Origin of the sequence: Bradyrhizobium sp. CCBAU 51753, assembly GCF_015291565.1 — a bacterium.
In the GTDB taxonomy this organism is placed as follows: domain Bacteria; phylum Pseudomonadota; class Alphaproteobacteria; order Rhizobiales; family Xanthobacteraceae; genus Bradyrhizobium; species Bradyrhizobium ivorense.
Genome location: NZ_CP030037.1, coordinates 2,049,375 through 2,072,979, shown reverse-complemented (window position 1 = coordinate 2,072,979; position 23,605 = coordinate 2,049,375). Strand labels below are relative to the sequence as shown.

Annotated in this window: 12 protein-coding genes; 3 read left to right on the top strand and 9 right to left on the bottom strand. The window is 57.5% G+C overall.

Translation table 11 applies throughout. The annotated features are described in order from the left end of the window. Positions 1-880: 880 nt before the first annotated feature. Together XH93_RS09430 and ectB are read right to left on the bottom strand one after the other, a co-directional pair. The gene (locus XH93_RS09430) at positions 881-1,615 is read right to left on the bottom strand and encodes a hypothetical protein (protein WP_194473280.1); all 735 of its coding nucleotides are present in this window, start codon (positions 1,613-1,615) and stop codon (positions 881-883) included. A gap of 49 nt (positions 1,616-1,664) precedes the next feature. Beyond that, positions 1,665-2,963 carry a diaminobutyrate--2-oxoglutarate transaminase gene (gene ectB / locus XH93_RS09425; protein ID WP_194475066.1) on the bottom strand — a complete coding sequence of 433 codons (1,299 nt, stop codon included), beginning with the start codon at positions 2,961-2,963 and terminating at the stop codon, positions 1,665-1,667. An 899-nt stretch (positions 2,964-3,862) separates the two neighbouring features. Here ectB and XH93_RS09420 point away from each other — a divergent pair. Next, the gene (locus tag XH93_RS09420; protein ID WP_194473279.1) at positions 3,863-4,321 is read left to right on the top strand and encodes a UPF0149 family protein; all 459 of its coding nucleotides are present in this window, start codon (positions 3,863-3,865) and stop codon (positions 4,319-4,321) included. A 282-nt stretch (positions 4,322-4,603) separates the two neighbouring features. Here XH93_RS09420 and XH93_RS09415 read toward each other — a convergent pair whose 3' ends face one another. Next, the gene (locus tag XH93_RS09415) at positions 4,604-6,097 is read right to left on the bottom strand and encodes a porin (protein ID WP_194473278.1); all 1,494 of its coding nucleotides are present in this window, start codon (positions 6,095-6,097) and stop codon (positions 4,604-4,606) included. A gap of 926 nt (positions 6,098-7,023) precedes the next feature. Between XH93_RS09415 and XH93_RS09410 the strand changes: the two genes are divergently transcribed. Next, complete coding sequence (locus XH93_RS09410) at positions 7,024-7,764, top strand: aldo/keto reductase (protein WP_194473277.1); 741 nt, start codon at positions 7,024-7,026, stop codon at positions 7,762-7,764. A gap of 421 nt (positions 7,765-8,185) precedes the next feature. On the opposite strand, the gene XH93_RS09405 is transcribed toward XH93_RS09410, so the two are convergent. From XH93_RS09405 to XH93_RS09395, 3 genes are all read right to left on the bottom strand, one after another. After that, positions 8,186-9,679 carry an MBL fold metallo-hydrolase gene (locus XH93_RS09405; protein WP_194473276.1) on the bottom strand — a complete coding sequence of 498 codons (1,494 nt, stop codon included), beginning with the start codon at positions 9,677-9,679 and terminating at the stop codon, positions 8,186-8,188. 1 nt (position 9,680) lies between these two features. Then, the gene (locus tag XH93_RS09400) at positions 9,681-13,238 is read right to left on the bottom strand and encodes a S8 family serine peptidase (protein WP_194473275.1); all 3,558 of its coding nucleotides are present in this window, start codon (positions 13,236-13,238) and stop codon (positions 9,681-9,683) included. A gap of 523 nt (positions 13,239-13,761) precedes the next feature. Beyond that, a complete protein-coding gene (locus XH93_RS09395; protein ID WP_194473274.1) occupies positions 13,762-16,197 on the bottom strand; it encodes a hypothetical protein in 2,436 nt (811 codons plus the stop codon). Between the two features lie 121 nt (positions 16,198-16,318). Here XH93_RS09395 and XH93_RS09390 point away from each other — a divergent pair, with 121 nt between their 5' ends. Next, the gene (locus XH93_RS09390) at positions 16,319-17,158 is read left to right on the top strand and encodes an IS5 family transposase (protein WP_194473273.1); all 840 of its coding nucleotides are present in this window, start codon (positions 16,319-16,321) and stop codon (positions 17,156-17,158) included. 8 nt (positions 17,159-17,166) lie between these two features. Here the strand turns inward: XH93_RS09390 and XH93_RS09385 are convergent, their stop codons facing one another. The 3 genes from XH93_RS09385 to XH93_RS09375 form a co-directional block, all read right to left on the bottom strand. Then, positions 17,167-18,585 carry an AAA family ATPase gene (locus XH93_RS09385; protein WP_194473272.1) on the bottom strand — a complete coding sequence of 473 codons (1,419 nt, stop codon included), beginning with the start codon at positions 18,583-18,585 and terminating at the stop codon, positions 17,167-17,169. A 440-nt stretch (positions 18,586-19,025) separates the two neighbouring features. Next, positions 19,026-20,444, bottom strand: a complete 1,419-nt coding sequence (locus XH93_RS41835; RefSeq protein WP_210340458.1) for an N-acetylmuramoyl-L-alanine amidase family protein — start codon at positions 20,442-20,444, stop codon at positions 19,026-19,028. 1,073 nt (positions 20,445-21,517) lie between these two features. Beyond that, positions 21,518-23,398, bottom strand: coding sequence for a tetratricopeptide repeat protein (locus XH93_RS09375; protein WP_194473271.1), 1,881 nt, complete (start codon positions 23,396-23,398; stop codon positions 21,518-21,520). Positions 23,399-23,605 lie beyond the last annotated feature (207 nt).

Here is a 23,605-nt window from a genome sequence, read left to right as displayed (position 1 = left end):
AGACCCAAACGATGGTCCACGTCGTCCCGTTGTCCGTGAGGCGCATCAAGTTTTTGCAAACCCACGCTGACGGCGTGACGGCGTCTGGAAGGATGATTTGCTCGCGCTGAAGGGTGCAGCTAACGGTAGACAACTTTCTGGCCGGTGATCATCAACTGCTCATTTCCGGTCAGATCGCCGCCGTGAATCGACCGAGCAGAGAGCTATTGTGGGTGAATCGTCTTACCGGGGCCAGAAGTCAGAAGCTCGAGGATCGAGCGGGCTTCTATGGGTACACCCAATCACGGGGACACGCGACAATAAGCCCGCCTTCGATCTTCCCGTTGAAGATCGGCAGGGCGACGCAAGATCAAAGCCTCAGCCGGGTTAGGAATGAACAGATCCGTTTGCGCACGGCACTGCTTTGGGCGACGGCGATCAAGGTGAGACCTCGTATTGCCTCATCCTGATTGTCGCGGAAGTCTCACCCTGATCACCGCAGCGCCCCCTCGTGAATCACTGCTCAACAAGGAATCACGGTAAGCGTTGTTCCTGCCTGAGAACGACGCTTACGAATCACGAGCGTTTCTTTCGACTCAAGATTTCGCCGATCAGCGGATCCGTCCGAGTTGTCAAAGTTTATGGGCATTGAAAGCCACACCGGCGGGAGATGCTGGATACGCCTCTCACGCTCTCGCAATGTAGTGGCAAATGCGACTTTCAAAGAAACAAGTGAAAGACCTCCGGCAGCCATACGGACAGAGAGATGATGCTTGGCTCAAGGCTCAACACAGCCCGGCATAGGGTAAACGCTTCCTTTTCTCGATCTTTACTGTTGACTGACCTGATCAAGGGAGCCCCGCATTCCTAACGTCTGCCCAGTCTGACTGACGACAATCGCTTAGGCCAATTCGCCTCTGTCGCAACGATCAACGCGGCCCCTCAACTCTTCGCCGGTTAGCCAAATCAGCCAGTCGTCATCCACAATATCCTCATTTACGAGGCGCAATATCGACCCGCCCGGCTCACGATGCAGATATCCGTATTGGGCGACCACGCCCTTATCCAGTAGCCAACGTGCCACAAGTCCACATACGAAGTCAGGAGCCCACATGGCAAAGGACACGCCGAATGCCATTCCCGCCATGATCTTGGGCATACCTTTTCCTCTATAATCGCCCCGCACCCAAGCATCCCCGTGGTAGGCGACCTTCCCGGTCATCTTCTTGGCGCTTGGCGCTAAGCAAGTACAACTGTCATCAGGATGCGCATGCATAGTCGGGTCAGCGTAGAATGCTTTCAGGGACTGAAGATGATTCGCAAAGTTACTGCACGGGAGGTTGTACAATCGAACAGCCTGCAGCGCGGCAACCTTGTTATTTTCGTCGAGACCCACCATCCAAAACCCATCACCTGATTCAATTGGCGATCTATCCGGACGAAAATTTGGATATGTGGGTCCCTTTGTTGGGGTGGCCCGAGTGATCGACAGGTACTTCTGAAAATCGGATCCTATCGAAAGCTTGATACCTTTCTTGGCAGCGTCATCATCATACATTCGAATGAAGCGTGAGACGCGCAATGGATTAACCAAGCGTTTCATTGTTGCATGCTGTCTCTTGAGGATGAGCTGCATCGTGGGCGAGCACCGCAATTCACTAGTTCATGGCGCGCTCCCCGGCGTCTTAACACCGCGACCGGAGGAACGCTCGCTGGCGGGGAACGTCGGACCTCGGCTCCATCAGTGTTTCCGTCAACGACAGTTCGAATATGTCAAGACCTCGATTTAGCGTCTCAAGGTCGATCGTAAGTGCGGGCAAGAACTTTACGACCTGATCAATGGGGCCGCATCGTTCGACAATCAGTCCCTTCTCAAAGGCCTTTCGCGCCGTCGTTTCCGCAACTTCGGCCGTTTGACAATCGAATCCCAGCGCCATGCCCCGTCCTCGAACAGCAAAACCGCTTCCATGCTCGGATGCAATGGCTTCCAGTCGACTCCGCATCAGTTCTCCCATGCGCTGCACGTCTTGTGCGAACGTCCGGCTGCGCCAATAAATGTTTATTGCCGCGGTCGCGGATACGAGCGCGAGATTGTTTCCTCGAAAGGTGCCCGTATGTTCTCCTGGCATCCATGCGTCGCACTCTTCTTTGATCAACAGCATTGACAATGGTAAGCCGTACCCACTCAGCGATTTCGACATGACGATGATATCCGGCGACAACCCTGCGAACTCGAAGCTGAAGAATTCGCCCGTGCGACCGCACCCCATCTGGACGTCATCAACTATAAAAAGAGCACCAACATTCTTTGCTATGGCTTGAACCGATTGCAACCATTCCTTGCTCGCTACATTTATTCCCCCTTCTCCCTGTACAGTTTCGACCAGAATAGCCGCTGGAGTATCGATACCGCTGCTCTCATCCGACAATAGCTTCTGCAGGTAGTCAGCCGTATCGACAGCTGGCCCAAGATAGCCATCATAGGGCATGAAGGTCGCACCAGCCAAAGCCGCACCACTGGCTCTTCGATAGAAGCGATTGCCACTCGCCGCCATCGCACCCAAGCTCATGCCGTGATATCCATGCGTGAATGAAATGATGTTTTGACGTCCTGTGATTTTGCGCGAGAGCTTTAGAGCTGCCTCGATCGCGTTGGCGCCTGTCGGTCCCGTGAATTGGAAGCGGTATTGCAGATCCCGTTCTCGCAATATGACAGAACTGAACGTCTCCAAGAATTCGAGCTTCGCGGGAGTAGCCATGTCAAGGCCGTGGATGACGGCATCCGACGCCAAATACTCGGCAATAGCCGCTTTGATTTGATGATTGTTGTGACCGTAGTTCAGCGCTCCCGCACCGGAGAGAAAGTCAATGACCTTTCGGCCATCTTCGGTCAGCATAATGGATCCGCGCGCTCGACTGAAAATAGCTGGAAACGAAAATGGGTACGAGCGGACATTTGATTCCAAGGTGTCAATAATCCGCATACTTCGCGGCTCGCCAATCAACTGACCCAAGATCTTCTCCGAAAATTAAGTGATTCACGAATATGCGCGCTTCCCCTAGAACCGCGAGGCTGGCGGGCGTGAATGTTGCGCGTTTGGAAGGCCATGTTGCCCGAGGGTTTCTTTCCCAGAATGGGCCCAATTACGTATCTGAGACCCGCGGACAACGAACCTACCAATGCTGGCAGCTTGCTATGCGCAGATGGCGTCCGGTTTCGGGAAACTGCTTCCATTGCTTGCCTTCTGCATGGCGCAGCTGGGCGATCGGCATGGCCTTTCTGTCCGACCACCGCAAGGATGAACCCTGCCCCGAGCCTCGCCAAACTACCTCTTGAACATCGCGGAACTTTCTTTTGCGGACGGGGAACTTGGATGGCATCCGCGATAGAAAAGATACCGAGTAAGGTCACGCCACTTGACGATGCCGGGATGGTTGCGACTGGCCGCATGCCCAACGCGCCCTGATCCGAACCGCGATCCAAATGGGTAACGAGTACAAGGCTGTTAATCAGACTTGCCGAGACCTCCGCGAGCAGGGAATACTCCGAAGCTCACCAACAGGGTGATTGAGATAGAAGCTCCCGTTCGCGAGCAGGCTCCGCATCAAGCGGCAAATCAAATGCAACAAATGTGCGAGCATGCTAGCCAGCGTGTCGCCTCAGGGCCTTGATACAGATCGATCGAGCGTCTCTGCGCTACATGCACAGTGACCTCGGACTAAGCAGACAGTCCGTGTCCCCTAGAAGCCGTAGTGCCGAGCGTCGTCGGGCTGCTACGGCATGCCGGACATGGCGATTAAGATCGGCGGTGTTCCTGCCTTGGCCGCATTCCAGTCCTCACGCGACTAGCTACTCGCCGCGATCGTGGCCGGACCGGTGTCGATGAGCCATCTCGACTGGATCTGTCCGCTGCTCGCTATCGATGCCGATGCTTTCAACCACGGCGGCACTCTGGAGTTCGCCGTGATCTCCACCGTCGCGCTGCGTTATAACCAGAACAACCAGATCCTTTCGACCACGCCTAACCAGTTCGAGCCTATGCATCGGCGTGAAGCCAATGGCGGTATCGATGCGTGTCCCTGGTGCCAAGGTTTCTATGCCGCGATGCGGCTCAGGATATCGGCGTGGGCGCCGCTGCTGGACGCCAGCAACGTCAATCACGGCCTGCTGCTGCCCATCCTGCTGCACGGTCGCGACGATCAGGGCCATCCGCTGCTCGGACCGCCGCGAACTGGGCGCGTGACCGAGGGCTCTCCCCGCAACGCCTACCTTGATATCGCAGTGGCGGTTGAGGCCTTGCGCCAATACTGGATGCCGATCCGCTACGCACGCGCCCGCTGATCACCGCAAACGTGGGAGCTCATTCCGGTTACACTCAGTATGGGCAACTGTTCTCCCCGGTGGGTCGACGCGAACCAGAGTGGCCAGTCGAATCTCAGGTTCCCGCGCGGGTGTGGACGGGCGCTGCACATCGCCACGAGTCGGTTCCGGCAAGCTCAGGTCACTGGCGGATAATTAACTTAGAATAATGAAAAGGCCTCCGATGGGCATACCGGAGGCCTTTCTTGGAGGTCAAACCAATTCAACGAGCGCTAGTTTTCTCCCTTCATGGTTGACAAAGCCTCACCAGTTGCGCTGAGCGCGGAGCAGAAGCAGCAAGTTGCTCTGATCCTTAAGCTCGTAGACCGCCAACGGCTTACCAACGGCGACACTGCTGGTGGTGATTGTGCCGGCGTACTTTTGATCGAGATGGCTCCAGGTCAAGTCGGCCGAGAAGGTCAGGTTTCTGACGGGAGTCCAGCGAGTGATCACACCAAGCTGAGCAATATTGTAGTCAGGGTTGCAGGTAGTGATGCTGGCGCCAAACAGAGCCGGGATGGTACCGACTGGACCGCACATAAGAGTCTTGGACGTGCTGTTATACGAGACCGCAGCGTATGCGCCGTAGATAGACGTATTCCAGTAGGGGTCCCAGTTGTGGGTGTACGCACCATTGAAACCCCATGTTGAGATCAACTGCTGCGAGCCGCCGGTTGTGAACACGGAGTCGGGCGCAAAGCCATACCCAATGCTCTGGTAGGCACCAGGCCGACCGGTGTTGCCAAATAGGGTCGCTGCGCCCCCCTGACTCAGGTCCTGGATATTGTAGCGAGTCGCACCGTTCGTATAGACGCCCTGGACGTTGATCGTATCGCCGGCTCCCGTCGGGATGTTCTTGATCGACAAGGCCAACTGACCAGCCCATCCCCATTTGTCACCGGGATGACCGTTGAGTTCGACTCCGGCCGGAGAGTAGTAGGCGACGTGGTTGTCGTGGGCTGCGACCGATGCCTGAAACAGCCCCCAAGTTTGGTTAACGCGAATCATGGCGATGAAGTCGGGCACGATGGTTCCAGCGTAGTCGCTGGTGCCGTATCCGAACGTGCCGGGGACAGCGAGGTTGTTCACACCAGCCTGATAGTATTGAACCGGATCCTGAGCTGAGATAGTGGCCGTTACTCCCTGACCAAAATCAGCAGTGTAGGTGAACTGATTCACGCCAGTGACCGTGCCGCCGCCGCCAACAAGACCATCGAAGTTGTTACCAGGATAGTTGGTCCAGGGAGCGCTAAACTGGGAAATCGCCTTGCCCATCGTGAACCCTGCGAACTGGATGAAGGCGTAGTACACGCCGAGCGAACCGCCGGCGATCCCGTCACCCGCATAGGTCGTAGTTCCGTTTCCGTTGCCGGTATAGCTACCGGAAGTCCAGGTGAAGACGCCGTCGAAGAAGGTGCGTACCACGCCATACTCGGTCGCGGTGCGCGTATCGATGTTGAGGTCTTCACGAGACCGCCAAGTGTAGGCATTTGTGTACCGGTTCTTCGCGCCGCCCTGCCCGGAGAGATTGCCGGTGTTGTCAGTATTCGTGTTGACCACGACGTCCGTACGCAGGTAGCCACCAAGCTTGATGCAGGTGTCAGTACCGGGGATGTAGTAGAAGCCTGCGCCATACAGCGAGCAGATCTTAACGTATTCAACCGCCTTGGCCTTGACGGGCAGATCGGCAGCCTGGGCTCCGCCTAGGGCGATCAGACCTGTCGCCGAACCGAGCAAAAGGTCCTTCAACATCTTCATAAGAGTTCTCCGAATTGTTTCACCTGAAGTGGCCGCTTAACTGTTATGGAAGACACAGCCACCTTCGTCCCCAATCATTCTCGACCTGCAGGGCCCTTCCTCGAATGCCAACTGATAGATTGAACTAGTGGACGTCGCGGCGCGGACCATTCCGCCGCTCGCACGATGAATGTTGACAGATTGTCCTTCTCATCGGCGCGCAACCTCTGTACGGAACGAACAAGTACGCGCACGCGGCTTCGCAACGTGTCCTGATCGTGCCATAAGAGTTCGTTTCGTACTGTTATGTGCTCATAACGCACGTTACGTACATTTAGTGTCGGCCATCGAAACAGATCTAACCGTTGGAAAATGCCCATGGCGGCTGCATAGGGCGCGCACAAGTCGACACACCCAGCATACGACACCGCTTTCGGCAACATGTGCGGACAATGAACTGACAAGGCGAATCAGAACGCCCGGCGGCTTTGCGGGCTTGTGACGAACAATCAGAAAGATCGATTAGCCAGCGACTTGGCCTAACAACTCCTAAATTGCTGACGCGCGTCAGCCTTCTCGATTCGTATCTTTCGAGCAGCTGGCTCACAGTGCCCTGATCCAGCGAGTCTTGGCCGTTCGAAGCAAGCGTCACGACAAGCGTAACCGGTATGAGCTTCCACGTCTGCAGTGACCAACGCGCGCGAGCGTAGCGGGCCGGCATCCAGTACTGGCGCATGGCCTCGACGACGTCCGGAATGTCGGTATGGGCGTTGCGCAGGAATTCCTCGGTCTCGCGGCCTTTCCTTGGTGACCAAGCAGTGGACGCCCTTGATCGTCGACGCAATGCAGCAGGATGGGCAGGAGTCGGCTTGATCCATCGCGCTTTCGATCGTGGGGTCACCCATTTCGATACCGCGGAACTCTATGGACCCTAGGCGAACGAGGAATTGCTTGCCGAAGCGCTCGGCCCCAATCAGAAGGACGTCGTCATAGCCACAAAATTCGGCTACCGGTTGGCCGGCGGCAAGGTAGTCGGGCTCGATAGTACACCGGCCAGGACCCGTCCGGCGGTGGAAGGCTCGTTACGGCGTCTGCGCCGCGATCATATCGACATTCTCTATCAGCACCGCCAGGATCCTGCGATACCGGTGGAAGACGTTGTCGGAGCGATGCCCGACCTGGTTCGCCAAGGAAAGGTTCGGGACTTGGAACTATCCGCGGTCAACCATGAGATCCTCCAAAGAGCCGAGAGCGTCGCTCCGATCGAATTCGTCCAGAACGAATACTCTCTCATCCACCGTGCTCCGGAGGACGTTTTGCTGCCTTACCTGGCTAAGGGCACAGTACAGTTGGTGTGCTATTCGCCCCTTGGCCGCGGCATCCTGACGGGCAACGCGTATCCTTTGACAGATCGCTGCGACTATCGCCGCAACGATGCGCGCTTCGAGGCGGACAATCTCTTTATACTCCGAGAGCTTCTGCGAGCACTCTGGCAGATCGCGCTATCACATGCGGTTGCTCCCGCTGCTGTGGCGCTCGCATGGTTGCTATCCGGGAGAGAGAACGTCGACGCCATTCCAGGACCGAGAACAATCGAACAGCTTGAGGATTGCCTTTCGGCCGCTCGCCTTCCGCTGACCAGCTCTGACATCGCACAATTGGACGACCTGACCTCAAGGCCCGATTAGCTCGCGCACTCACTTTTGCTGCGGTGCAAGCGATGGATTCACCAAGATCTCGGAAAGCCCGTTCCCATCGAGGACCATACGTTTCCAGAAGTCACGGACGGCCCCAGCGCGAGCTCGATGAGCCCACATGCCGGCGGAGCACTTCCCTCTTTTCAAGCATGAAACTCGGAGAGAGCCGAAGAGCCTCCGCAGTTATGGTGCACAGCGGTCGGCCCGGCGCGACTTTCGCATTTTCCACGGTGGTACGCGGAGTCGCGTGCCGATCCACCAGCCTCTTTGCGTGTAAAACATACCGATCAGGTCTCATGCCACACAGATTGTAGTTGCCTGCCGGCTGCCGCCACTCCCATCGATATCGTCGCCCTCTATCGCAGCCTAGGAAAACCACCCACTCGTCGCGATCTTTCCGAACTCGGAACTTCTACACCGTTAGCTCGAAATACAGATCATCGACCTGGACGCCTGCTATGGTGGCTTCAGGGGTCTTATCTGTCCTCAGCGTCCGCGCTTGCGTCCTATCTGACAGTGCGGCCACCAGGGAGGACAGCGGCATGGCTCCCCAGCGCATCTTCTTGGCAACGACCTCGTCGACCGGGATGATCGCCGTTTTGAGAGCGGTCATCAGCTCGAGCCCCTCCTCTTTCATGGTGGCGTTGTGGCTGCCGTGATGGCCTACCTTGTAGAAAATCGTGCGTCCGAGCAAGCCTGGTCCGGTTCTCCTCTCCGCGCCAGTGCCCCATTCCAGCGTCTGCCAGGAGTGCCAATTTCCGACTTGAGCGTCGGCCGCGAAGAGCAATACGTCCCCATCCGCCAGCTCGATGGCCAGGACGAGACTGGTATTGTTTGTCGCCGATTGAAGCATCAGGGCAAACTCGTCTGTATTGCCAAGCCAGTCCGTGTCGATCCGCCGCCAGTCGGCCCCGGTCCAATAGGCCTTGCGGAAAAACCGATGGCCTTCCGACATGGAAAGCGGGATTCGGGAAGATGGTGGAAAGGGTATGACATCTCCGTCGCCATCGCCGGAGAGCGCGCCGATGACGCCGAGCGGCAGCACGCCACTGCCGTCGAGCGCAAGTTCGTAGGTTTCAGGATTCTTTTTTGACGGGTTGAAGTGTTTGATGGCCTTCTCGTCGTGAGGCGGGCCAAGGACGAAAACCCGGAAGTCGCATCCTTTAGGAACGATGGGCGGATCGTTTGGATGGAGATAGACGGGATCGCCGCTTCCCGCTTTTGCTTTCGCAATGTCGAACGCGGCCTTTGTCTTCTCCCCTGCCGCGCCGAACATGCCCGTCAAGGCCAGAACAGAATCGGCGCCTGCCTCGTTTCCCGCTGCTTTAAACGCATCAACGCTCGCCGATACCAATTGGAGCGCCTGGGCGCGTTCTTTGCGAAGCTTTTTTGCAAGCTCATCGCGCGGATCTTCGGTCCAAGCAACCCAGACCTGACCGACGGCGAGTCCGGCGAACAGTTCCTCCGCCTGTTGGAAGCCGGAAACGTGGTCCCAGTGCTCGTGAGTTACGGCGAGCACATCCACAGATCCCTTCGTGACGCTCAAAATGTCCTTCATCACGTCCCGCATTTTCTCTGCGCCGTCTTTCTGGGCTACCGCCACTCCGCAATCGATGAGCAGCTTGAACATCGGCCCGTTCTTGCGTGGAATCCGGATGAGAATACAGTCTCCCAGGCCGTGTCTGTAAACGCGGATCAGAGCCCTCGGATCGCCTGTTCTTTCGGCGGTCGTCTTGCGCCGTGTGCCTTCCGATGACGCTGTCTTTTTCGCAGCTGTGCGCTTCTTTGCCACGCTGGTCTTCTTTGTCGCACCGCTCTTGGTGGCCGACGCAGATTTTCCATCGGTTGGGCGCTTGGCGTGCTTTGCGGTCCTCTTTGCGGTCTTCTTTGCGGTCTTCTTGGCCATTTCAGGTCCTCCAGCCGCGGTGCAGAAGAGCAAACTGCTCGCGCTCATGATGAGGATCGCCCGGCGAATCGTACGTGACGCCTAGTTCCGCCGCGCGCTCTCTGGCTGCCGATCTGGCCTGCCGCTGGGCCATCGCGCCGGTCGAGCCGCGCAGACACTTTCTGATGAAGTAGACCGGCATATTATTGTTGAGATCGACCATCACCGTACACCCGCCGCGGTAGCGCTCCGCATCGGGGTGAGCTCTGAAGGTCTGCGTGATGCCCATCACCAGCCAACCGTGACTAGTGCCGTCAGGCGCGGTCTTTCGTGACGGCCGCACCGAATGGACCTCTACCGGGCGCATCTCGCCGTCGATCTCACCGATCTTGACGTTCTCGGCTGCGTTCTCGAAGCCCAGCGAAGACAGCAGCGCCGCGCGCTTCGGATCGGATATCCATTTCCAGACCTTGAAGCGGTTCCTCTCGGAGGTTTCGTACGCATTGCGGCGGACCGAATTCAGATTCCAGTCGAGATCCAACGACTTGACGAGAGCCGCAAAATCACGCGCCATCTCTTGATCGATGGCCGGCGGTCTCCTCCAGACCAGACTATCCTCGGCGAGATGGGCGACGTCTTTCGGATAGATACCGCGATCCCGGAAGGCGGAGATGAAGGCAACGCGGTAACCGCGGGTGTCTTCGCGTACCAGATCACGATCGCCGGTGATCAAGGCTCGCAGGTATTCGCCGAACGTCAGATCCGTCGGCGGGCAATAGTCCAGTGCGCGGATGCAGATATTGAGAACCTGGTCCGCGACAGTCGACGCCTCGCCGGCCAGTCTCAAAGCCAAATCGTGCGAGATCTCGCCTTGCGGCAACACGCCGGTGCCGTTGGTCGCGAGCCTTACAAGGTCTGCGCTCCGTCCCCGATAGATCGTCTCAAACGCCGCAAACACGGCGGAGACCAGCACCGAGCCTAAAAGGTGAGGATCCCCGGTCGCCTTCTGTGTCTCATAATCGGTCTTGTTGGGCTTGGCCGCTCGCCACCTACCATTCACGATCCTGCCGATCGCGCTCCGCAGTGGTCCGTGCATCCCGCTGGCCTGTCCGAACTGCACGGCGAGCTGTCCTAAGAGGCTTTCCTGGCTGAGGTCGCCGCGGGTCCGCTTGATCTGTTGAAGGAGCGCTTCCGGGATCGTGAAATGCTGGAACAGCGCCACGATGTCCGCGAATGCCTCGTGGAACGCGAGCATGTCCGGATTGGTCGCTTCCTGGTATCTCGGGTGGAGCCCATCGAGCAGCGCATGGGTCGTCTCGTGCGCGATGATGTCATGCGAGACCGAGCAGAAGACCTGCGATCCTGGCAGGGATGTGCCGATATCGCCATCTTCCGCGGTGAAATAACCGAACAGAAGCGCCATTCGAGCGCTGCTGTAGTAGGCGTTATTCTCCCTCAATGCGTGCGGATAGACGCGTAGTCGCTGCACGAATTTACGGTCGACGACATTCCCGTCCGGCCCCCGCACCATCCGTGGCGCCCAGAGCGCTCTTCGCCCGAGAGCACGCTCGAACCGCGTGATAGTTCGCATCGCAACCGCGTAGGCCATCTGCTGGTGGAATTGGGGGTTCGCCTCCGATGGGGCGTGCCCGTTCGCCCCGAGAAGATGGGGATGATTGAGATCGACCGGGGCATAGCAGCATTTGCTTGCCGGATCGACGTCCACCACTTCGAGATATTCCCCGGTCGGACCTTCGGTAAGATCGACCTCCCAAGGAACCGACACTGTCGCCTCGTTGATACCGAACATCTGAGCGTCGGTCTGCAGGGTTGGGTCATAGGCAAAAACGCGGAGTTTCCGGACCGGAGGCACCGGCAATGGAGGCTCCAGTGCAAGCTGAATGTTAAGGTGATCCATCGGCGTCATCGCGGCGGAATGCGCGCTCGCCGGCACCTTTGCTCTCGTCGCCTCCACGGGCGCCTTCATGAGCGCCTTCTTTAAGGTATCCGAAGCAAGCGGGCTCGCCAGAATTTCAGCCACCACGGCACCGAGCGCGCCTCGCGCCGGCCGGCCCGCCAATTTGCAATCAAGGCCGGTCTTCTGCAGCACCTGGCACAGTTCGAGATCCAACATCGGTTGCTTCAGCGGTCCTGCTGCCGCCAGTCCGAACACAAGGTGGGCCATGGAAAAGCTGGCATCGTCTTCGGGCTGCTTCTCCAGGCGGCCATGTGGTATCCAGGTAGACGCGTCCTTTGCGCGTAATCTTCCCGCCCCGAGGTATTTCGCACGGGTCTGATCGTGAGCTGCGGATTCGAATAGCGCATTTCGGATCAATTCGACCCTTTGCCAAGGCTCTGCCACTCCGTCGTAGAGCGGCCGATTTGCCTGGATCCAGGTCGCTGCCGCAGCAGCGATCTGAGGCGTTGCCGCCGACGTGCCGGCTCCGTCGAAGTCGACGACGCTCGCTTCTCCGAACCTGGCCCAAGGAACATTGGGTGTGTAGGCGGCCAAGGCGCCGGCCATCTTGCTGTCGGGGCCATAATCGCCAGCCATCAACGCCGGCGCCAAGTCGGCGTAAGGGGTCCCATCCGCCATGACGCCGCAAGCGGCAACCACGCGGTTAAATCGCGCCGGATAGACGATGAGATGAGTCGGAATGTTGCCGTAGTTGTTGCCTGCGGCCGTCACCACGAAGACGCCAGCATCATAGAGGGCATTCACAGCTTCTGCCCAGGCCTGCGACGGTACGCCTCCCATGCTCATCGTGACGACATGGACCAGCGTCGATGGCGTCCTGCACAGGCCGTGGACGTGATCGAACGCCTGCGCAATTGCGCTGTTGCGGAACAGAATCACGCGGTTTGCCACCCGAATGGGAATAATCTCCGCATAAGGCGCGCAGCCGAACGGCTTCACGCCTGCCCCGCCTCCTCCGGCAAGAATGCTCAGCGTACCGGTGCCGTGGCTAAAATTATTGAACAGACCTGATGAGCGGTCCCTCGCATCGTCCGGGAAGTCGGGGTCAACGAAATTCTTCTGGCCTCGAATGAACTTCGGACAAGTCGCGTGGTCCGGATCGAAGCCGGTATCGAGATGAGCAATCCGGATCCTGTGGCCCTCGCCTGGATCGGATTGTCCCAATGCGGAAAACTGCCCGTGATCGTTGTCCGCGAACCAATAGTTGTCGGCCTCACGCGGGTAGTGTGGATCTTGATGGTTCGGTGCCCCCGCGCGCAGCGCAAGCTTCTCTTCGAGCAATGGCTGCTTGCTGATCGGCCACTGCTGCTCCAGATCCGGCTCGGCAAATCGGATCCCGCCCGCTGCAAGGGCCTGCCCTTTCGTGACCAGTTCGTGACACGCATCCCAGGCTGCGGCTGCGTCCGCCTGGGGAGCGTCTGCTTCGACCATGTGCCACTCGGCGGATGCCGCGGCGCCCAACCCGTCCCCCTTGCCGATGCTTTGAAAAAGCGGTTTCGCCGTCAGTTTAACCGCGGGTGCCTTAGCCAGGCCGATCGATGCTGTGGTCGGCGAGCCCGCCGCCTTCACCAGGAACCGCATCTTACCGTTTGCATCGCTCATCATCGATTCCCGAGCTGCAGGACGCGGCACAAGGTGGAGGCCGCTCAAAGCAAGGAAATCAGCTGATGGATGGGCTGACTACTGGGCGCCTCCCTAGGTGAACGATCGACGTTGCGCCGCGCAAGCGCCGCTCGGAGGAAGGATACTGCGTGTCGAGCGCCGCCGTAAAAACTCGATGCAAGGTCGCCCCCCTCCCTGCCCAACTGCTCGCGCCGCATTCGAGCTTCAGCACTTCTCGATGTGTCAATTCAAGATGCGCGTAGCCACCGCTCTTTAATGGCGAAACGCCGGTACGATCCACGCGGATCCAACTTGCCGTCTCCCGGAGCAACGTTGCCGAAGGGATACGCTCCGAGCAACCAGGTCGCTTTCAGAGCCTTCACGGCTGAACGAGACAGCGGCGCGGTGTTGGCATCCGGCGTTTCCTGCACGCGCTTGCGACTGTTACTGCCCCATTCGCCCTCTCGCATCATGCACCACCATCGATGAAGGCCGTGTCGTCGCCTTTAGGAACGTTCGCTAGTTACCCTTTCTTGGCTTGATCGGGAAGCTCAAACAGCACACCGACGACTTCTAGCAGGTCGGTCAACCTCGGAAGGCCGTGCGAGCCGTCCAAACTGAGCAGTTGTGCGGCCATCGTTCCATCTGGATTCAAGCTCTCCAATACAACGAGACTGCCGTGAACATGCAACCGCTTAAAATACCGCTCGCCGGTCTCGTCCACGGCGACAACAAGCCGGCCTTCCAGCCGCTTCAATGTTTCGGGGCCGAAGGACGTGGCATGCGTCGCAAGGAACTGTCCGTCCAGCGCGATCGGCTCAGCACTCCTGCCCTGCACTTGAAAGAGCCGCGCATTTGCTAACGCCTTTTCTACCAGACCAAGGTCGTTCACCGCCACAACCTCATGATCAACCATGTGGGGAGGCGAGGACGCAACGTGCGAGACGAACAACGTTCCGACGATCTTCTTCTGCTGTAACTTTTCTTTAGGCGCGATCACGGGCTGGGGGAGTTGATGAGGTTCGAGCGTTTGTCCCGTCAGCACAGTCATCGTCGGGTGAAGATCAGTTTCGCTATGGCGGCGTGCCAGTATCTGCTCGCCAAACGTTGCAACGACCAAGCTGTGTTTAGTGATGGGAGCATAGTTCGAAACGATTAGGAAGTCACCAATTCCTGCGACTGGATCGAGCGTAGCGGCGGCCAACTGGTAGACATCGTGATTGAAGAGCTTGATGGGTTCGGCAGACTCCCACTCCTTGAGCGTGACAATTCCATCGCCGGCCCTGCCGTCCGACTTCGCAGCAGCCGCTATGCCGGTCTTCATCAACGTAAGCGCCTTGAGGGCATCCCTATGACCGGCTGGGAATGCAATAACGTTCTCCCGCCATGCGAACATTCGCGGCTCGCCAGAGAACGCTTCGAACTGAGCGTACACGTGAAAGGCCTGATGCAATTTGGGCCGAAGCTGGTTATCCCAGAACCGTTTGATATCGACGGCCTGCGCGACTCCCAGAGTTTCGTTATCCTTGTGATGAGTCTCGTTGATTATGTTCATTTCTTTGCCGCCGCCACCTATGAGCATGGCGACGAGCTCTTTGAAAACCTGCCGGTTGAATGGCGCCACATGAGCTTCGCGCAAGCGCTTCAATTCGTTTCGCAAGCTATCAAGACTCATGTCCGCGATTTCGGTACTTTCCGCCCGCATCATGCATTTCAGCAAATCCTCACTATAGACTCTTATAGCGGCAATGAATTGACGAGCGACACTATCATCGTTGTCGGCTTCCGCTTTGTCGTATAGTTGATCGACATTGGTACCGTTGACGATTGTGACGACGGGCGAGGCCTTGTTGAGAGGCGCAACCAAGCCTTGCTGGCCGCTCAACAGATGCTCGTCAACGAGGAATTGGAAGAACCGGCGATCATGCGTCGTGACGATCAACTGCATTGCGAAAGGATCTGCCGAACCTGCGTTTGCCAGGCGCGCGATCTCTTGCGCCCATTTGCGTTGGTTACGAGGGTCAAGGGTCACCTGAGGGTCATCCAAAAGAACAAGCGGCATCGGATTGGAGCCTGCCGCGCCGATCGTTTCCTCGCGCAGCGCAAAGACGAATGCCCACAAAATCGCACGGAGCCAGGACGTGTTGGCGACCATTAACGCATCGATCTGAAGACCCGGTTCGAAACTGCCTTCTACTTTGATTGTTTTGCGCTCCAACGCTGCGTCCTCAAACAAAAAGCGCTCTTTCAGACGAATTTTGTTGAGGACCGCGCGGATGCGGCCGGACAGTGTCGTTATCGATCTTGCCGTTTCCGCCCCGACTAGATGCTTCAGGTCCTTGAGGGGCTCCAACGCCTCTATGATCGCCTCGCGAACACGCTGATGTTTTTGGATGTTCTCCCATTTTTCCGCGGCTGCTGCGGCTGCTTGCAGGCTGACAGCGAGCAGATCCAGAGGCTCCGCCTTCTCGATTGCCTGCTCAAGGATACGCAGCTGGCCAGCGATGGATCGCAAAGGCGGCGAATCATCTTTCTCTGCCATCTTGCCGACAAGTTGTGCCCATGCGTTTCGAAAAGCGCTCGCATTGCCTTCCCACCAAAAAGCAAGGTCAGAGACGACCTTTAGCGAATGGATCGTTTGACGAAGCGCGATCACCGACTGGGGGGCATTCTGTGAAAGCGTTTCCACGGCCGGCGGGACGAAATCGGGGAGGGCAGCGACCTGTTCATCGACGATCTCGCCGGTCAGTTTCGCGATGCCGGTTAGAACGTCGCTGAACGCCTCATTCATGCAGAACCGTGCTCGCGCAGCATCAGAATACGCATTTTTGGGGACCATGACACGGAGCAGGTCGAAATGCTTTCGGATCTCCGGTGTGAGCAGCCCCATTAATTCCCGATCGATGGCGCCGCAGGCATCGTCAATCTTGCGCTCGGCTGCCGACGCATGCGCCCGCAACTCCGCAAGTTCCGCAGCAAGGCTCCTTTGCTGCTCGTTTAGAGGCTGACCGGAAATTAAAGTTGGGTGATTTCAGCAGGTTGTGATTCTTCGAAGGTGTTCGAAGCCATCGGAGAAGCAGATGACCTGGACTGAAATCACCCGCTGTCAGCATGACAGACGAAGGCTCCGCTATGCAAGCGATTGTACGGATGCGGAATGGGCTTTGATCGAGCTGTTGATGCCAGGGCGGAGCAAGGTGGGTCGACCGCGCAAGACCTGCATGCGATCGGTATGGGATGCGATCCAGTACATTGCGACGACGGGATGCCAATGGGCGCTTTTGCCGAAGGATTTTCCTCCCTTTACGACGGTTCAGTACTATTTTTATGGCCTGCGCGACAGCGGGGTGTTGGACTTGATCAATGATGCCTTGGTTGAAATCGCGCGCAGGCTTGCTGGACGGGAGCCGCAACCAACGGCGGCGATCATCGACAGTCAATCGGTCAAGACGACCGAGAGCGGAGGGCCGCGCGGCTTTGATGCGGGCAAGAAGATCAAAGGTCGCAAGCGCCACATCGTCACCGACACACAAGGAAATTTGCTGAGCGCCATCGTGCACCCGGCCAATGTTCAGGATCGGGACGGTGCGCCGACCGCCGTCTCTTTGGCGTGTGCAAGCTACCCGACTATCGCGCACTTGTTTGCTGACGGTGGGTATGCCGGCGAAAAGCTTGAGAACGCGCTCCGGAAAATCGACGGGCCCACGATTCAAATTGTCAAACGCCCGGACGAGGCAAAAGGCTTCGTTGTTGTTGCCCGACGCTGGGTCGTCGAACGAACGTTGGCATGGCTTAACCGCTGCCGACGTCTTGCCAAGGATTGGGAGGCCTCCGTCACCTCGGCTGAAGCATGGCTCCTTATTGCGTCAACTCGACAACTGGTCCGCCGCATCGCCAGATCGGCCAACGTCAAGTCATGAATTTTGAGTCAGACTCTTATAAGCTGACCTTGGCAAAGCGGACAAATTGCAAGCGTGTCGCCTTCCGGTTCAACGAAGTATTGAGCCGCGAGTGCCTTAAGCCTCAACCTCGCGTCTTCTCCCTGTCGCTCATGCCAATGCACCGCTTCTTCGAGCTTCTTCTTTGCGTCTTCTAGAGCCGTCGGAATGGATTTGAAGCGCTCATTTTTGCGGGCTTCCTTCAAAGAGACCCAGGCTTCAAATTGCACAATTCCGCTGACGCCCAACTTCGTGATGGCACGAGCGCTCTCTACAGCTTGCTTGATCCGCGCTCGAACGGCAGCAACGCTTGTGTCCAGGTCAATCGCGATCTCGCTCTTGAGCGTCGCGATGTGTCCGGCTGCTTGCGTTGCAGCTGACTTCGCAGCCTCAACGAGCGACTTGTGATGAGCATGCTCGCCGAGGGTCCGCAGGCCGGAAAGGTCGATCGCCAGCGCCTTCGCGTAGACCTCTGCCTTTTCAAGGTTAGTTGTAAACGAGCCTACAATCGCCTCAATGCCCTGATCCTTTGCATATTTGTAAAAGCGCTGAGCTTTATTTCCGAATTTTGCCGCACCGTCCGCGATATCTCCAAGCTGATCGAGGCCCGTGAGTAGCTTTACGGCCTCATAGAGCGATTGGCTCTTGTCGCCGAAACCTATCCGAGGGATTCGCGCGGGCATTAAGAGCCCGGTCTCAAGCAGCTGCGGAATTGTCGTCAGCCTTGCGTCCACTGATACGTCAATTGAGGCCGCGCCATCTTTAGGGGACGTGAGTCTACGTTCCGCCAGCGCTTTCTCAGCTTTTTCGTTCTCAAAAGTGAGCCGCACCCAAGCAACAGCCTCCTGCGCGAGCTCTGCAACGGTTTTGGGGTACGAAACGATAGACGGCCAAGAGCCGACCTCTCTTCCGCCAGGACTGTTGACTGCTGATCGTTCTCCTAGCTCGTCGACAAGTCCGTCCTGTTCGCGAACCCGCTTTCCCGTCATCGCCCATAGAATGGCGTTGCCCAGAGACGTCTTCCCACTTCCGTTTTGCCCCTCTAAACACCAGTTCTCACCGCCGATCGTCATATCGAAAGATGGGCCATCCCAAGTGGTCAAACCCGCGAAGTTCTTGGCTTCGATGCGAACCAGCCTCCAGACGCCGCCCGCGACGACATCTGTTTTGGATGCAGTCGACGATGCCGGATCATCGCCGGCTTCCCATGCTGCAATGAGACCCGGGAAGAGCGCTTCGTTCGCCTCAGCGACCTTTGAAGGGCTTTGTTCGACGAGAAACTTGAAAATTCGTCTTGCGCCGGGTGAATTGAGGGTTATCGAACCCGCCTTGTGATTTTCGAACTTCGTCCAGGAAAGAGGTGTGCCCTTGAGCAACTGGGCCCTTGCTTCGCTCAGCGATATCGGCATTTCGGTTCCGCGGTGTGTTTAGAGGTTTGTGCCCGGTCTTTGGTCCAGGTCCGACCAAGCGGGAGCAGCTCAAACCAGTTGGTGCAAATTGTCCTTGGGCGCGCGCCCAGCTCAGATGGATCGAGGGACAAACCACCACTCGTTCCAGTACGGCGCGGAGATCGGGCCGGCCTGTGTAGAGCTGTATGCCCGTCCGCGAACATGAACGGAAATAGGTGCTCCTAACCGGCGTGGATCGACGTGAAGATCGGGCTCGTCCATATCGCGCAACAAGGTAATTGCCCCGTCCTTGATGGCCGCAGCGCGCTTCGCCTCCGTTGTGGTTGCGGAGCCGGATAAAGAGCTGTGCCACAGCGCATCCTTCGAACCGCGCAATGAGAATGCACCATCAAAGCGCGGCACTAAACGCCGTATCGACGAGCGTGATGCATTCGCAGAGCTTACGAGACGAGCTCGCCATGATGATCGTCGATCGGCGGAGAAATCACAGGCGCGTCCACCGGCGTCAGGTTCTTGAAGTTACGCTGGACTTTCGCCAGAAAATTGCTCCATCCGTCGGGCTTCGCTCGCAATACTCTAGGACAGTTCTTTCCCGACCAATCATGGTGCTGGTAAATCCCGCTCGGGACGTGAATGCCCAATCGGTACGCAAGCCAAGCGGTCACTAACGCTGCTCTATCGTAGCAGGCGTCGACATCGCGCATGTCCGAGTTCATGCAGATTTCAATTCCAATGCTGGTCTCGTTGCCTTGCCTCGTTCCTGTGTGCCAGGCGATTTCGTTAGTTGGCAGGCTTTGGTAGACGTATTTGTCATCGACGGTGAAATGCCACGACACCTGTCTTTTCTGCGCGTCCGGACCTTTCATGTAGCGCGCGTGAGCCGCGGCATTCGCCCCGACAGACTCATTGTCCGTGTTATGGATCGTGATGGAAGTTGCCGTCATCCTCGTCCCTGGACGATTGCTATTGCCGACCGGTACATAGTCCTGAACAATGTTGAGCTTGAGCTGGGCGGCGTCGAGGTTCATGGTCTTTCCTCTAAATGATGCGATACCGAAATTGCTGACGGAAACGGGCGTATCGGAAAATAGCTGCCAGATATCTTCGGGAGCCGTGTCTGCGCACCAGAAGCTGCACGACGTAAAGCCGTTGTTGGCGACCAGATCGATAAACTTTCTGCTAGCCGACAGACACGTCGCGACATCCGGGAAACGAACGTCTTCGGTCATTGTGATGTTTCCAGTCGGCTTATAACGCGAAAGGAAATCACTCGCCGGAATGAGATCTTTGTAGTCGCGGATCGATTTTCGAAGTCGTGTGTCGGGCCTGGCCGTGGTGTAGTAAACTTGAGGACAGACGTCCTCGATATAGTCAAGGAATGGCTGAAAAGGCATATCCCTATGCAGGGATGGCTGATCGTGACTGGAGAAGGCGATGCCGCATCCTGACGCTTCGAGGCCCTTCCTGAGAGGATCGAGGTACGCGACCGCTTCTCTTTCCGTCCCCCGAAAGCGCGGATTCTCCGCCGTGCGTTCGGCGTCGACCACTATGCCCGCTAGCGCCGCATCATCGACCCACGATAGGACCTTCGAAGCTTCATCCGCTGCAGCGTTCTTGTCCGCGCAGAATGGAACGTGCCAACCCCAGAGCTCTACGCCCAGCACGGAGAGCTCAGTCCTGAGCAAGCCAAGCTTCGGATGTTGCAGATTAGCGTCCCGGTTGGGACCGCGGCCCGCGCGTATCCATACCCCTTTCAGCTGAGCCCGACCGCACTTATTCGCGAACTGCGCGGGATCGGCCTTCCCCAGGACCTTGGCGAGGTCGGTAACGAAGACGTTTCGACCCTCGGTACGTTTCATGGCACGGCTCGCTTTCGGGCATCCGACGATGGCGCACTCCAGCTTGCGGCATCTGCGCAAGAGAAGGCACTAGGGGATCACCTAGGGAAAGCTCCGCGCTCACCTACGCAGCCGGTCGGCTTGACTGAAAAATGAGATCCGATCGCCTCAGCCCGATCGCGTTGCGATTCCCGCCGATAGGCTCATCGCGCGAAACAAGCTTGAGGGTTTTCCGGCGAGAATGAGAGTGAGGTTATGCCCTTAAGGTCCGCCGCTTCAAAGAATCCGCAAGGTCGCGGGTCCTGACTGCCTTCAGTAGGCTGGCTGCGCGCCATTTCCCTTCAGCGCCGGGTTTTGCGCCCTCGGTCCCGGCTCAGGGGCTGGCCTTCGCCTATATCATCGTCCTCGAAGTTCGCTCCGGCACATGCTTGCTTCGAAGAATGCAAGACGCGAGACAACTTGCCGTTAGGCGCGGGCCGGCTGCATGAGCCCTCGATATCGGCACCATCCGGCTTCCGTTCGCGTTGGGCCCAAGCTGCGGCGCCCGCCGTGAGCTGATAGAGGCCATCGCGGCAGGGGATGGGCGGCGTAGATCCAGCTCCGGGTTCGTTTGCACCACTGTACACCAAGCGCGTTGTTGTCTTCAGCTTCATGCCGACCAACTTGCTTGACAGACGATTTCAGCCGTTTTCAGCGCAACGGGGCGCAACGTCTCGGTCGTGGCAACCCGTTCGCGTCGGCGGCGCATTTGACCTCATAAGGGCTGCACATCCAACCGGACGATGAACTTCTCCGGGAGAATCCGAATTCACGACGGACGCGACGACGCGAACACCTGCGGCTGGCGAGGCGGCAGACCACCTGTTCGTCGGACGAGCAACGCCAGTCGTCTACGAGCAAATAAAATCGCGGCTGGGATTGGGCAACGCTTACGAGCTCGACGACCACGTTGATTGACCAGCGACAACAAAAAAGGCCACCTTTCCGGTGGCCCTTTCTCGGCTGGGTTCAATCACCCTCACCTTCTTCAGGATAGATCATGACAAAGCTCCAAATTTTGTCTCTTTTAGACAACCACAACGAGCAGATGTCAACTACTTTGAACGCCTTCTGCCAGGCCTACGCCGCCTCGGCGCCTCCTCCGGGCCAGGGCCATGGCGCCGAAGGACCCACAACGCATGCTCGAGGATGTCCCTTTCCTTTTCGTTAAGCTGACTGGTCGTCGCGTAGAATGTGGGGCCAGGGCTCGGCGGCGCCCCTCTTAATTCGGAGTCGTCTTCGATCGCGGGCGCAGACGCTGTATTCGCGGGTGGGATACTAAGTAGGCGCTCGATTGTCTCGGCGGCTATTACCGCCTGCTCTATCTTGCCGAACAGCAGACTTGCTCGACATAGCGTGTCGATGAAGTTGAGTTGTTGCCTGGTACTGCTCTCCAGATCGAGATTTTGCTCTAGGAAAACCAGGTGCTCCCTCACCTCTTCTTTGTTGATCTCGACACCTTTAGGATTCAGATCTAAATACTCCGCGGCGTAGTGCAGCGCATTATTGGCATTACGCAACCGCGATATCATCGTCGACGTATTGTGAAGCGTAGCAAACTGGCACGCTTTCTTGCTATAGCCGTATGCTTGCACAAGAAGTCGTATTCGTTCAGCCCTCCCATCCTCGTCGGGCGGCTGCGAACGGCTCTTGGCCCACAGCGCGAAACCGAGCATTCTTGGAATCACGGTATGTAACCAATGATCGCGCGGCACATATCGATCGGCCGAAAGCAGAGACTCTGCCTTCTGATACTTTGCGATCGCCGCGTCCAGCTCGTTGAGCTTCACCAAGGCCTGCGCATAGCGGTAGTACACGACGACGCTCTCGGGCGACTTTTCCTGCGCCTCACTGTATAGCTTGATGGCTTCATCGAGCGTCTCCTTCTTGCCTATGGACAATAGACAGAACGCGCGCTCCATTATCACGAGAAAGATTGCAACCTCTCGCTCGCGATCAGAATCGAACGTCGCGGTCGGAATGATTTCGCCAGCTACCGAGAACGCCTCCGCCGCCTCGCGGAACATCTTCTCCGCCGCCGAACTCGCCCCCGAAGCCGCGCTCTTCATTGCGACGGCGCGAGCTTCGTAAGCCTTTCTGAATGCAGCCTGAAGGTTGGGAGATGACTTGCCGACGCCTTTGAGTGCGTTCTCCGGATCATCGACCGGAACGATAAGATACGCTCCCGGCCTGGCGTGGACGTCGATGGCTTGGGACCTTATGATTCCGGCGTACTGACTGCAGCCATCCGTAAATGTCTTGAGCACGTTGAGGTGAGGCTTCCAACTTTCGATCAGTTGCTCCGGTTCAACCCGGCTTCTGTAAATCGAGTAGCGGAGCTTGTGATCGATTTCTCCCCAAGCGTCCTCGAACACGGTCCTGATCTGGATTTCAATCGGAACCTGCACGATTCCGTCGTCCTGTTTCACGCTGCAAAACGCAACGAGATGGATCGATGAGTATCCTGTCTGGACCTGCAGTATATTGGTGTCCTTGATGGGAAAGCCGAAGGATTCGAACACGCTTCTCAGACGGCTCGTTATCGCCTCAGGGTCCCCAATGGTCGCATTGGTGTAGATCAGGCCTTCCTTTAGGCTATCCTTTGTGAACGGCGACTTCGCAAAATGGGTGCCTTGATGCTTGATCAGGCCAAGAAACATTTTCAGGGCATCGATGACGTCTTCGCGAAACAACGTGACGACGCGAACACCTACGATGTCCGTAATGTCCTCCGGTCGATAGCCTCCTCTCCCCGCTTCTCTTCGTTTACGCTGTGTCTTCTCAAGTATTGCCTTGACGGGCTTAACGCGGCTTCTAACCGCGTAGAAGACATCTGCGCTCGATTGCAGTGCGCTGAGGATTTCTTGCAGGGCCTTCTGAGCCGGCGCGTGGATTATGAATGCTCTTAACTCCAGATCTTGCTCGCTTTCGGACATCGCGCTCCTATCCTTCGCCGTGCTCGCGTAATCCGGGCCAGCCAGCTGTTTCGCAACGCGACATGGCCGCTGGCAAGGGCGGAATATCGAACTCTCCTTGTGGAGACATGTTTCCATAACGGAAGGCAAGCTAGGGAGGAGCCTAGGATACGCGCACGCTACGGCTGCTAGACTGGACTCTGTATCCACCAAGCGCCCCTCTCAAAT

Coding starts and splice junctions, on each gene's coding strand:
- XH93_RS09375 (WP_194473271.1), bottom strand. CDS start 23,398: ATGTCCGAAAGCGAGCAAGATCTGGAGTTAAGAGCATTCATAATCCAC.
- XH93_RS09385 (WP_194473272.1), bottom strand. CDS start 18,585: ATGCCGATATCGCTGAGCGAAGCAAGGGCCCAGTTGCTCAAGGGCACA.
- ectB (WP_194475066.1), bottom strand. CDS start 2,963: ATGCGGATTATTGACACCTTGGAATCAAATGTCCGCTCGTACCCATTT.
- XH93_RS09390 (WP_194473273.1), top strand. CDS start 16,319: ATGACCTGGACTGAAATCACCCGCTGTCAGCATGACAGACGAAGGCTC.
- XH93_RS09405 (WP_194473276.1), bottom strand. CDS start 9,679: ATGGCCAAGAAGACCGCAAAGAAGACCGCAAAGAGGACCGCAAAGCAC.
- XH93_RS41835 (WP_210340458.1), bottom strand. CDS start 20,444: ATGAAACGTACCGAGGGTCGAAACGTCTTCGTTACCGACCTCGCCAAG.
- XH93_RS09400 (WP_194473275.1), bottom strand. CDS start 13,238: ATGAGCGATGCAAACGGTAAGATGCGGTTCCTGGTGAAGGCGGCGGGC.
- XH93_RS09415 (WP_194473278.1), bottom strand. CDS start 6,097: ATGAAGATGTTGAAGGACCTTTTGCTCGGTTCGGCGACAGGTCTGATC.
- XH93_RS09430 (WP_194473280.1), bottom strand. CDS start 1,615: ATGCAGCTCATCCTCAAGAGACAGCATGCAACAATGAAACGCTTGGTT.
- XH93_RS09420 (WP_194473279.1), top strand. CDS start 3,863: ATGAGCCATCTCGACTGGATCTGTCCGCTGCTCGCTATCGATGCCGAT.